This is a genomic window from Paenibacillus sp. 19GGS1-52 (assembly GCF_022369515.1).
Taxonomy (GTDB): domain Bacteria; phylum Bacillota; class Bacilli; order Paenibacillales; family Paenibacillaceae; genus Paenibacillus_AQ.
Map to the genome: position 1 here is coordinate 6,089,121 of NZ_CP059724.1, position 12,790 is coordinate 6,101,910.

The 12,790-nt window shown below is 40.4% G+C and carries 8 protein-coding genes; all 8 read right to left on the reverse strand.

Annotated features, from left to right (window positions below; translation table 11 throughout):
• Positions 1–16: 16 nt before the first annotated feature.
• The 8 genes from H1230_RS28125 to H1230_RS28160 all read right to left on the reverse strand — a co-directional run bounded on the left by H1230_RS28125 (position 17) and on the right by H1230_RS28160 (position 12,633).
• Complete coding sequence (locus H1230_RS28125; protein WP_239713096.1) at positions 17–1,735, reverse strand: methyl-accepting chemotaxis protein; 1,719 nt, start codon at positions 1,733–1,735, stop codon at positions 17–19.
• A gap of 32 nt (positions 1,736–1,767) precedes the next feature.
• On the reverse strand, positions 1,768–3,480 hold the full coding sequence (locus tag H1230_RS28130) for a SpoIIE family protein phosphatase (RefSeq protein WP_239713097.1): 1,713 nt from the start codon (positions 3,478–3,480) through the stop codon (positions 1,768–1,770).
• 135 nt (positions 3,481–3,615) lie between these two features.
• A complete protein-coding gene (locus H1230_RS28135) occupies positions 3,616–3,969 on the reverse strand; it encodes an STAS domain-containing protein (RefSeq protein ID WP_239717609.1) in 354 nt (117 codons plus the stop codon).
• Positions 3,970–3,976: 7 nt separating this feature from the next.
• On the reverse strand, positions 3,977–6,559 hold the full coding sequence (locus H1230_RS28140; protein ID WP_239713098.1) for a chemotaxis protein CheW: 2,583 nt from the start codon (positions 6,557–6,559) through the stop codon (positions 3,977–3,979).
• A 23-nt stretch (positions 6,560–6,582) separates the two neighbouring features.
• Complete coding sequence (locus H1230_RS28145) at positions 6,583–7,008, reverse strand: chemotaxis protein CheW (RefSeq protein ID WP_239713099.1); 426 nt, start codon at positions 7,006–7,008, stop codon at positions 6,583–6,585.
• A gap of 14 nt (positions 7,009–7,022) precedes the next feature.
• Positions 7,023–8,603: a methyl-accepting chemotaxis protein gene (locus tag H1230_RS28150; RefSeq protein ID WP_239713100.1), complete on the reverse strand. Its 1,581-nt coding sequence runs from the start codon at positions 8,601–8,603 to the stop codon at positions 7,023–7,025.
• Between the two features lie 25 nt (positions 8,604–8,628).
• On the reverse strand, positions 8,629–10,200 hold the full coding sequence (locus H1230_RS28155; protein ID WP_275591007.1) for a methyl-accepting chemotaxis protein: 1,572 nt from the start codon (positions 10,198–10,200) through the stop codon (positions 8,629–8,631).
• 300 nt (positions 10,201–10,500) lie between these two features.
• Positions 10,501–12,633: a helix-turn-helix transcriptional regulator gene (locus tag H1230_RS28160; RefSeq protein ID WP_275591008.1), complete on the reverse strand. Its 2,133-nt coding sequence runs from the start codon at positions 12,631–12,633 to the stop codon at positions 10,501–10,503.
• Between the last annotated feature and the right edge of the window lie 157 nt (positions 12,634–12,790).

The following is a 12,790-nucleotide window of genomic DNA, read 5'->3' on the forward strand; positions in this document are numbered from 1 at the left end:
GATTTGTGGAAATGAGCTAAACCTTAAATTTAGAAACGGCTTGAACTAGCGTTTGAATGCCCGACTTCGAAGTTTGCATTTCGTTTAAAGCTTCTGAAGCGCTTATAGCAGCCAGCATCGTTTTTTCAGCAATATTGCTTGTTCCACTTGCACCTTCATGCGCAGCACTGGCAATCTCATTGGTTGAAGTAACTAAGCTTTCAATGGAGGCCAGTAATTGTTGAGTCGTTGCGCTTAAATCGGTCGAACGGTCATCGTTATCGTAAGCCTCTTTGGCATATTGCTCTGTCGCGTTAAGCATGGAAATATAATCCTCACTAACATTTTCATTAAAAAATCGCAAAAGCTCATAGGAATTAGATTTAAGATTGCTCACTGAATGTATAACTACATTTGTAACCTCTTGAATCTCATCAGCCGCCCGCTTGGAATTTTCGGCAAGTTTGCGAATTTCATTAGCCACCACGGCAAAACCTCTTCCGAATTCACCCGCTCTAGCTGCTTCTATGGCTGCATTAAGTGCTAATAAATTGGTTTGGGAAGTAATTTGAATAATAGCATCAGCCAATATCGATATTTCTTCAACGGCTTTAGATTCACTCATTGCTTTCTCAAGATTCTCTTTTACAGTAAGGTAAGCTAAGTTGCCATTATTGTGAGATTCCTGAAAGTCTTTATTTAATTTAGTTGTTCTAGTGTTCAGTTCTACAGCAGACTTGGCCCCTTCTTGTGCTTTTAGCGCGATAGACTCCACTGCTCTTTCAATCTCCGTAGAAGTTGCATTCATTGCCTCGGTGGAAGCTGCGGTTTCTTCCATTCCAGCGGATAGCTGCTCAGTCGTTGCTGAGATATCCTGAACACTGTCGTCCAATTCTATCATTCGAGTATTTACAGTATTTATAACCTGTTCTAATTGGGCACTTTCATCTTTCACATGCTGAATAATCGTTCTGAACTCTTGTCTTGCTCTGGCCTCAGCTTGAATTATTAATCCAAATTCATCCCGCTCATCTAGAAACTTATCAAAGTTATGATCATATTCCAAATCTAAATCTGCCGTTTTTTGAATGAGTTTCACCGTAATATTAGTGCGCTTCTTTACATTGCGAATCACAATAATACTAATAATTAATGAAATAATAAGTGCAACAGCTAATCCTATCAACATTATTTGCTTAACCTGACTCACAAAATCCGCACTTTCCGCAATAATATCCAAGCTATACGTATCCAGAATTTCTTCTATTTCATTAATGCTTTCTCTCGCTGCTTCAAATTGCTTCAATGAGGCAGAAGGAGGAAGAGACTTCCACTCTTTAAACTGGCTATCAAATGAATCAAATAGTTCAAATGCCGTTTTCCCTGATTTCTCATGTTTATATTTCAGAAACTCTTCCTTGTTCTTGCTCATAATATCTTTGGCTTTATGAACTCGTTCTTCCGTCTGTGCTACATTTTCTTCATAAGAAGCTTTAAACTCGTTAGCTCCTCCTGCATCTTTTGAATTTGTCATATGTTCCTGGTCAACCAGAGCCTGATAAAAGTCACGATCTGCATTTAGCAACCAGGAACTGCTGGCATGAGACTCATTATACAAATTATTAATTAGTTTAGTAGATAACTGATTAATAAAGCTAATTGATAGTACGGCTAAGACAATAAGTGCAATAATTGGTGGAATTAAGGGGAATAACATTTTGGTTCCTAGGCGGACATTATTTAATTTTTTATTCATATAATTACCTTCTCTCCGAACTATATCTCCAGCTATATAAGATATCCTAATAACGAGACATCTTCGATGGCCTTCTCACTACAAATATCCATACAGATCAGACATACATCATCTGGAACTTCCTGTTTATTTATGTTACTAAAAGCAATCAGCTTATCCATCACTATAGTCATGGACTCCAATTTGGTTTCAACCATGATACTTTTTACAGAATCAACCTGTTCTTGCATTAACACTCCTGGATTCTCAATTAATCCGTCCGTGTACAGAATTAATCTGGCCGGTCCATTAAGCTGAATTATCTTTGTCGTCACATTCAAGTCAAGCATGAGTCCGATAGGAATACCTGTTGATTCTAAGGTATGAATTTCTCCTGAGGTTTCCATTAACAACCCACTGGGATGTCCAGCATTTATATATTCAATACAATTATTCTCATGATCCGCAATCAAATAAATAGCTGTGAAAAAGAAATTTGTAGCTGGCATAGCCTCACTAAACAGCTTATTCATATGATCATTCAGCTCTTTGATTACGTCCTCAGGATTGGAGCAGAATTGGATGATTCCTCTAAGCAACGCACGAATGGACATGCAAATAAGTGAAGAGGAAACTCCATGGCCCATGACATCCATAATAAGAATTCCATACCGATGTTCATCTATGCGATACCAGGCATACATATCTCCCCCAAGCTCCTGAGAAGGAACATAACGCGCGTCTATTGAAAAGACTGGAGTATAGATAGGTTTACTGAGTACGCTCTTCTGCACCTGTCTGGCTAGATCCAGATCAATTCTGTGGTTCTCCTCAATCATCTTTTTATCTGTGATATCAATCATAAGCCCATTAATACCTACCAATCGATTGTTACTATCTATAACGGGAAATATACGGCTTTCCACCCAACGAATTTCTCCATTTAAATGAACTAATCGGTATTCTATATTATCATAAGACGAAGATCCCTTATAAATCCCAGTCATCCGCCTAATTACTAGTTCTTTATCGTCATCATGGACTCGATCCGTCCATAAATTCGGGTTGCTATAATGCTCCTCAAGCGTATACCCGAGAATCTTCTCACATGCATCTGAAAGGATAATTCTTTTCTGCTGTATAACATCTAACGACCAGAGCACAATATCGATACTCTGAAAAATATTATTCATCTGGGTTTGGACTTCACTGAGCTTTTCCTGAGCCCTATCTAATTCAGTTATATCTTTCGCAAATCCAATCACACCTTGAATTTCCCCATCTACCATAAGGGCTACACTAGAGAAATCAAAGACAAGATTTTGTCCAGATTTGTTTCTGATTTTCATTTTTCTTGATGAGGAAATGGTATTCCCCTTGACGATCTCTAAGAACATCTGTTGAATCATCGGAACATCCTCAGGAGCAAAGAAGATAGAAAAGGATTGACCAGTAAGTTCTGCTTCTGAATAACCAAGACTTTCTGATAAGTTTGGACTTATACTATCCACTGTTCCATTACCATTAATAACATAAATACCTGCATCCTTATAGAGAAATAAAGATTTATAGCGCTGCTCGCTATCTACCAATTTCTTGGAATAGTTAACCTGCTGTCGGTACATAAAAAAAAGGGGGATTAATATTACGAATTGAGTTATAATGTCGATTACATTTTCAAATCCAAACCTTTTATCAATAAATATTAGAGTATATATATCCAATAATAATAAGAATATAAAAGTAAACTTAAATATATTTTTCATATATAATCTTTTAAAATATCCAGGAGTTATATTTATTACGTTCCCCTCTCTCATACGATAAAGTGCACTAAACCCCTTCACGTGGCAGACCTTTGCTAAGGTCTGCACGTGATGAATGCATGTCTAACAATGTACTTATTTCTTAAGGGATTGAAAATAAGTGTAGGCCTCATTAACTTCAATGAATATTTTCATGAATGTACTAAAATGAACAATCTGAAATATTTCTTCTACTGTTGACTGTATTCCCGCCATAACAAGCTCTTTGTCAGAACGCCCCGCAGTAAGAACAGCGTCTGCGATTACTCCTAATGCGGCACTGTTCAAGTAGGCCACATCAGTCAACTCCAAGATAAGTTTTCTTTGATCGCTCTCGAGCAGCTTCCAAATCGCCATACGAAATTCGTCAACATTCTTCAGGGTTACATCTTTGTCCCAATTCAACAATTGAATATTGTCACCCACTGAATTTCCCGGATCCAATTCCATATTCACATTAACCAGCTTCCTTCTTCTTGGAATATTCCAAATTGAGCATCTTCTCTAAATTCAACAATAGGATAAACTGCTGCTCTTTTTTATAAATCGCCTCCAGAAAATCCGAATTCCGCAGTACATGATCCGGTGCTTCTTCCAACTCAGCCTCTGAAAGCCGGCTAACCTCTGTAACTTCATCTACCATTAGCCCTACCTCATGACCTGACACTTCACAGATCAGAATGCGTGAACTAAAGGAAATCTCTATATTCTCCATACCTAATCTACGCCGTAAATCATAAACAGGCAATAACAAACCTCGCAAATTGATCATCCCTAATACATTGGGAGCAGCCGATACCAGCGAATGAATTTCAGGTACAGGAACAATCTCTTTCATTTTACTAATCGCAATTCCAAATTTCATATCTGCCAGCTGGAAGGTCACATATTTTTTATTGCGTGACTCAAGCTGCGCTTCTTCTCTAGCGTCCAGTACCTTCTTCTCATAATAAGATCCAACCTCACGGGCAATGGAACCTACATCTAATATATGTGCCACATGACCATCCCCTAGAATAGTCGAACCTGCAATAAAGGGAACATTGCCTATATAACTCCCAAGAGGCTTAATTACAATCTCATGATTGCCAATCGTTTGATCAACAATCAGACAGACTCGTTTATCTGCCACACCGACGATAACAACGAACAAACGATCTCTATTCTGTTCTGCATCCTCCTGCACATTTAGCTTATCATGCAAGCGAACAAGCGGCAGCACTTGATTGCGGAACATGCATACTTCCTTGCCCTGTACCAACCGGATATCCGCTACCTGCAGCCTGAATATTTCGATGACATTAACCAACGGTATAGCAAAAGTGCTTGTCCCAAACTTAACTAGCAATGACCGAATGATTGCCAACGTTAAGGGCAATTTTATCGTAAATACAGTGCCTTCATTACGCACCGTTTCGATATCAATCACGCCATTTAGCTTTTCAATATGAGACTTTACAATATCCATGCCTACTCCACGTCCAGATAGGTCTGTGACTTGGTTCGCGGTGGAAACACCTGAACGGAAAATAAGGAAAGTAAGCTCCTTGTCCGTCATCTGATTGACTTCCTCTTCCGTTACAAAACCTTTCCGAACCGCCATTTCTTTGACTTTTTCGATATCAATTCCTTTACCATCATCGGCAATCGTAATCACAATCATATTGCCTTGATGGCTGGCTCTTAATATGATAGTGCCTTTACGAGACTTTCCTAGTTTCGCCCGCTCATCAGGCAGTTCAAGACCATGATCTGCCGAATTACGCAAAATATGAATAAGGGGGTCGCTAATTTCCTCAATGAGTGTGCGATCTAGCTCAGTCTCTTTTCCCTCAATAATTAGTTCAATCTCTTTATTCGCCTTTTGGGCCAAATCGCGAACCATCCGCGGAAACCGCCCGAACAAATGCTCAATAGGCAGCATTCGTGTCTTCATCATACCTTCCTGCAGATCAGCTACTACGGTACTTAAATGGTTCGATATATCATTTAAGATGGCTACATCATTATTATCTTTAAAATGCTCTGTTAATTTGGCTCGAATACTACGTAGTCGTGTATTATCAATGATCAACTCACCTACTAAATTCAGCAGACCCTCTAACCGTTCCACATCAACACGAACCGTTTGTGTCACTTGAACCTTACTCTCTACCTTGCCCTCAACTTTACTCTCTGATCTTCCTGTCTCTATTACTTCCACTTCAGCTTTAGCTGGTTCAATCACTGGAGCTTCCCTTACAATACTGATAGCATCTAAGTTCTGATCTGTGATCGCTACAATATTAACAGAATCAATCTGAGAAACCTGATTCAAGCTATGAAGAATAACCTTTTGAATTTCTTGGGTAATAAGGGTATAAACAACTGTTCCGTTAAATTGTTCATCGGTCTCAATCGATTCCAGCTCTGGAGAACAGACTATAACCTCACCCAGTTCTTGCAAATTAATGTGTACAAGCTTCGCACGCACATATTTCATAGCAGCCTCTTTAGACAATTGAACATAAATTGCCATGGCATCATAGCCATTGATTAGGGCACTTTGAATTTGCTCCTTCTGGAATTCATCAAAGACAATATTTGAAGTGAATGTTTCCTTATTCTCATCCTTGTTCACTTCTTGCTCGCAACTCTCCGAAGCTAAGATTGACAGATCCCGTACGGCTTCTAAACGTTTCAGAAGCGGTGCTGTTTCCCCCTCTGTCATCTCTCCACCGAGGATGGATTGACGAAGCTGCTTGATATAATCAACACAATCAAAAAGTATATTTAATAATTCCGAGGTCACTTCCAGTTGTCCATTACGAATTAGATCAAAGACGCTCTCCATCTGGTGCGTAAGCTCATTTAAGCGTTGAAACCCCATTACCGCTGAAGATCCCTTTAGGGTATGCGCTGCCCGAAAAATAGTCTGAATAGTTTCTACTTTACCTCTGTCCGATTCCAGTGTTAACAGAGCATCATCCAAACACTGCAGTTGCTCTTCCATTTCATCCAGAAAAACGCCTAAGTATGTAGCATTATGGAATTCATTCATTTGTGTATACCTCCCTCTTAACGCTACCCTTCGCCAAACAATCGATCAATATTAAGAATCCCGACCAAACCATCAACACTTTGTCCAATCCCATCCATGAACTGAGTACCATTAGGTTCATTTGCATCGACGGGGGGCTGTATATCATCAAAGGAAGTCACCTTCTCAACTGCATCAACTATGATACCTGTGGCTTCATTCTGATATTGAACAACTACAATCCGTGAAAGCTTTCCAATCGGCGTTTCGGGGATACCGAATCTCCGACACATACTAACCACAGGAACAATTTTCCCACGCAAATTGATAACTCCTTTGATATATGGCTTGCTGTTGGGTACTTCCGTGATGTACTCCATTTTGATAATTTCATTAATATCGCGAATATTGAAAGCATGCCGTTCATTGCCCAACCTTGAGACGATATATTGTTCAGAGATCACTGCCATTGATTCCATCCCCCTTATAGCTTAAATGCAGCTGCTGATTCATTCAATTCATCTGCTAATCTGGCCAGCATTTGCGAAGAAGAAGCTGTTTCTTCGGCGGCGGCAGCCGCTTCCTGACTTCCTGCCGCAATAGACTCGACGGAGAGCAGTACTTCATTCGTTTGTGCTGCTTGCTCCTCGCACGCTGCTGCAATACTAGTAATCTGTTGTGTCATTTCGTTTACCCGAGTAAGGATACCCTCGATTAGCACTTCTGTTTTATCCGACAACACCGAGGCCATACTAACAGCTTGGACACTTAATACCGTATTTTGCTGCATTCCCCGAATAATACTGGCGATTTGTTTAGTGGCCTCACTGCTCCGCTCCGCAAGCTTGCGAACCTCATCTGCGACCACGGCGAATCCTCGACCTTGTTCTCCAGCACGGGCAGCTTCAATTGCTGCATTCAAGGCAAGCAGATTCGTTTGTTCTGCTATTTCATTTATAACCTCAATGATTTCACCAATTTTATGAGAATCCTGCTCCAGAATCTCCATCTTCTCTGACAATTTATTCATCCCTATACTGGATTCTCTGACAGACCTGCTACCTTCTTCTGCACCCAGCTTAGTTTCTATCGATAGCCCTGAGACCTGCTCAGCATTTTTTGCAACTTCATTGTTTGCTTTAGAAAGCTCTTGTGTTAACTCGCTGATGTTATGTGCTGCCTGAGCCTGAGACTGGCTGCTGTCCGCAATTTGCTCTGTGGTAGCTGAAATTTCCTGTGAGGAAGCGGCAACATTCTGAGCAGCTTCAACGGTACCCCCAATGAGTTTTCTTAAGCTTGCTATCATAGCATTTACGGCTTCAGCGAGCTTTGCGAATTCATCCCGGCTCGTGATATTCAGATTTCCTGAAAGATCTCCTTTGGCCATTCTGAGCATCAGTGACAGTGTACGCGAGACCGCTTTAACCATACTTGAAGAAATAATTAATGCTAATATGATTGCTGCAGCAACTGCAATTACTGTACAAATGATAATGAATGAACGTCCAGATGTGTAATGCGTTACAATGGATTGAATACTTGCTGCGGATCCTTTGCTGTTAATATCTACAATTTGATTGATAGCTACTATCGAGGCTTTAAGCCTCGGCATAACTTCATTCATCATGGCATTTGCCTTTAAAATACTTTCCGAACTTGTTTGCGTAGCTATTTCACGTATTTTCGGTAATGCAGCTAAATAAGTGTTAATTTCCTTTTCATAAGTATCCTGCAATGCTCTTTCCTTGTCATCCGTTGGGAGGGCTATATAAAGCTTAGTCATTTCCTGTATTTTATCCATATCCGATTGAATGTCTATGTTCAACTCATCCGATTCATCAGAATCTATCGACAGGATTAACTTCAACATGTCCCCACGCAATTTGTTGATATTGCCTTGAATATTTCCTGTATAGACCAATGAGGGCACCTGATTATCCCGCATCTCTATCGCATTATTTCCCATCGTTCCCATTTTATTAATAGCAACAAGACTGATGGATACTAGTAAAAGAATAACAATTAGAAAACTTCCAAGCAGCTTTGAGCGAATATTCAATTTCAAGGGTTACACTTCCTTAATGGATTATTTATAGCTTAAAGGTAGCCGCTGATTCATTTAATTCATCTGCCAATTTAGCCAGCATTTGCGAAGACGCGGACGTTTCTTCCGCCGCCGCCGCCGCTTCTTGACTTCCTGCCGCAATGGACTCCACAGAGAGCAGCACTTCATTCGTTTGTGCCGCTTGTTCCTCACATGCTGCGGCAATACTGGTAATCTGCTGGGAAGTTTCATTCACTCGGGTAAGGATACCTTCAATTAACACCTCTGTTTTATCCGATAATACGGAGGCTTCACTAACAGCTTGGACACTCAACACCGTATTTTGCTGCATTCCCCGAATAATATGAGCGATTTGTTTAGTAGCCTCGCTACTTCGCTCCGCAAGCTTGCGAACCTCATCGGCGACCACGGCAAATCCTCGACCCTGTTCCCCGGCACGGGCAGCTTCAATCGCTGCATTCAAGGCTAGCAGATTTGTTTGTTCCGCAATTTCGTTAATAACCTCAATAATTTCACCGATTTTATGAGAGTCCTGCTCCAGAATCCCCATTTTCTCAGACAATTTATTCATCCCTATACTGGATTCTCTAACAGATCTACTGCCTTCCTCTGCACCCAGCTTAGTTTCTGCCGACAATTCCGAAACTAGCTCTGCATTTTTCGCAACTTCATTGATGGCCTTAGAAAGCTCCTGTGTTAGCTCACTGATATTTTGTGCAGATTGCGCCTGGGACTGACTTCCATCCGCAATTTGTTCTATGGTCGCTGATATTTCTTGAGAGGAGGCTGCAACATTCTGGGCCGATTCAACAGTATTTCCAATTAATTTTCTTAAGCTTGTTATCATGGCATTCACCGCATCAGCCAGCTTCCCAAACTCGTCGCGGCTCTTAATATTGATATTTTCTCTAAGATCGCCACCTGCCATCTTCACCATCAGCGCCAGTAGTTTGGATACAGGGCCTACGATTCCTTGTGAGATGACTAACGCAAGTGTAATAGCAATAACTACCGCAATAACGGCAAAAATAATGATTGTTGTACTGCCTGATGTATAGTTGCTCATAATGCTTTCAACCCTTACGTTTGCTCCATCAGTAACACTTGCAACCGCTAATTCTGTGGTATCAATCGCCAATTGTAAATCAACCATTCCTCTTACAAGTACTTTGTATCCGTTCGTAAAGTCATTTGCAATGCCATATTTGATAACCTCTGGCACTATAGAATTGTAGTTATTAAGGCTTTGCTCGATTACCAGTACTTGTGACCTTTGCTCCTCCGTTAGTTCGAGCATAGCGTAAGACTTAATATTGTCCGCAATCTTGGTTTGATCTTCTGCGATCATTCCTTCAATTTTTCCAATTTCAGTATCATCCGTTTCAAGAATCATCTTAAACAGATCGCCCCGAAGTTTATATAAGTTAGTACTTATCTCTCCTACTAGTGTTAATCCAGGTACATTCTTATTTTTCAGCATCTGTGAGTCGCTATTCATGAGCCCCATTTTGTTAATAGACAACCAACTGATAGCAGCAAGTAACAATACAACAACAATAAAACTCCCCAATAACTTAGCGCGAATATTTAATTTCAAACGAAACACTCCCCTGGCTTTCTTGATTTTAGTTACGCTCTCACTATCGATTAACAATCCACTTTAGATCTACTGTGATCTTATAAATGAATATTTTTCCGCTATCTACCATTTTCAATATTGAATTATTCATCCTCATTATGCGATTTTATAGGCCTTTAATCCTATCCCCTTTTTTTCCTATTTTCGACACAGATTTCATTAGTCCTATAGGAACCCATTCCTACCCATCACCAACTAAATAAACAAAGTGTGCCTCTGGGAACGCAAAAAAAAACGACAGTCCGCTGTATGCGGAACCTATCGCTTTTGTGTGGGATCAGCCCAACTCGTTTTTTGATATATCTTTGCTATCGCCTGAGCACGACCGTTAACCTCTAGTTTCCCGAAAATTTTGGTGATATGGTTCTTTACCGTATGTGTACTAATAAATAGCTTCTCGGCAATTTCCAGGTTGGTTAAGCCATGTAACACATGATGCAGAATTTCATCTTCCCGCTGCGTAAGACGACCTTTACTCTCAGGTAAGGGTAGTGCGCCTAACTCCGTCTGACTAGACAAGAAGTATTCAAAGGAACGTAGTAGGTGTTCTTCTATAGAAATGGGTAGTGTTAATATCCATGTTTTGTCTTTATCACCGTGCTCACAATACCAAATCACAATAAATAGAATCTTCCCAAGCAAAGTCTCGGTTTCAGCACTTACAGCTTTACTTTTCTTACCTGACCTGTACTGACGAACTTCTCTCAGCAGACTCACCACAGCGGTTTCTCCAATACAAGATGACAGCAAGGCAGGTTCATAATCAGTGAGTAAACTTGCCTGAGCAATCCTCTCGCTCTCTTCGGGCGAACCATACATGTGTTTAAGGAAGCCTTGCGCCAGATCCTTGACCTTCATTGCCTTGTAAAAGGCTTCCGGATTCAGGATCAGCAAGTTCTGATGTAACAAGGTTACTGTATCTGTTTTTGATACTATGGTTTGTCCTATTTCGAGTTGCAGTTTTGTTAGCACAATAGCATTTATAGCATTTAAGAAGGGCATGTTCTCCATATGTTTAACATCACCATCTAGTATTAGACCTACCACACCGAAAAGCTTTTGCTCATAAACAAGGGGTAGCTCCAGTAATTCCTCTTCATTCCATTGTCGATATAAGGGCTTTCGAAGCATTCTTAAACCTGAATTCTCCGCCTTAAAGTATGTCATTTCAGCATTTTCCGCATATGCAATATACAATTCCTCAGATCGATTAGAGGAGAAATATACACTCGTTACCTTCTCTTTTTGTTCTTTTAATAACATACAGATAAAGGAGGTTTGAACCGTTCGTTGTATAGAGTCTATCAGCATTTGGAAGAAGGTTGCCTTATCCTTAATGCCTAGAATCCCTTGAGTAACTTCTTCGAAGGCTTTCATACGAATTTTACGTCGTTCGTTGTAGGCTTCATTCTCTAAATAATAGAAATCAGCAGCTAATTGGTTGGCTAACAGTGCCCCTGTATCGGCCTGCTCCTCTGTGAGCTCTTGTACGGATGAATCTGCACCAAATAATAATCCAAAGAACTGATTCTGATATTTAATAGGATAGCAAATGATAACCTTTGGCTCAATTCCCTGCTTTGTAAAAAAAGACACCCTAGGGTCCCAATCAGACCTCTCCCAATACCCCATTTGCCGAGTGAGCCCGATCTGACCTAGGAATCCCTCACCGAGAGAAAATGATGCATCTTGTAGCGTCGCATTTTCTTTAAAACCAATCGTTTCTATTACGGTATATTGTTCTTCATTTATCAGATTACGGGCAAATCCAGCGAACTCCAGCCCCATAACACGGGTAAATACACCTAATACGCCTTGCAGCCATTTAGGATCACTTGAATCCATCAAATGTACAAGATTTAATAGCTGTAACCGATTCGCATGTTTTCCTTTCTCCACGCCTTGATCAAGCAGTAAGCGGATCATTTCTGCTAGTTCTTCAAGCTGAATAAGAATTTCACCTACCCGCTTCTGTCCATAGGTTGGTGTATGGACCAATGCGGTCTTCCATGTCTCCCAAACCTGCGTAGGCAAATCCTCAAAGATCCTGCTTTCGATGAGCTTAATATTGCTTTCATCTACGACGGCACCTGCAAAGATGTAATAAGGGGTTTGTTCTTTTACTCTTATCGGGGCGATCAACAGCTTAAATCCAGTAACCGTTTCATATACGATCGGTTTCTGAATGTCTTTAACCTTATCTAGAATATTTAAGATGGAATCCTCAATCGATTTCTTTTGGTACCCCAAAAGAAGGCTGACTATTTCTGATAACCCCGACGGTTCTGTAAGTCGATGGTCTTCCTGGTCCATAATCATAATCGTTAATCCACATAAGGAAGAATAAGCGTCTTGTAGGTGCTGCAGACTCTGTAGTGGCTTTATCTTCATTGATATTCCTCATTTCGTGAATAATTATATTCACTATCTGCTAATCTTGCTTTCTAAGTAGCCATCCCAAAATCCATCCATATATCGCATGCCCAAGTAACCATACAAGTAAGGCTGGAATATCAGTTATTTCTGGTGTCCTTTCAGAAAGTGTTGT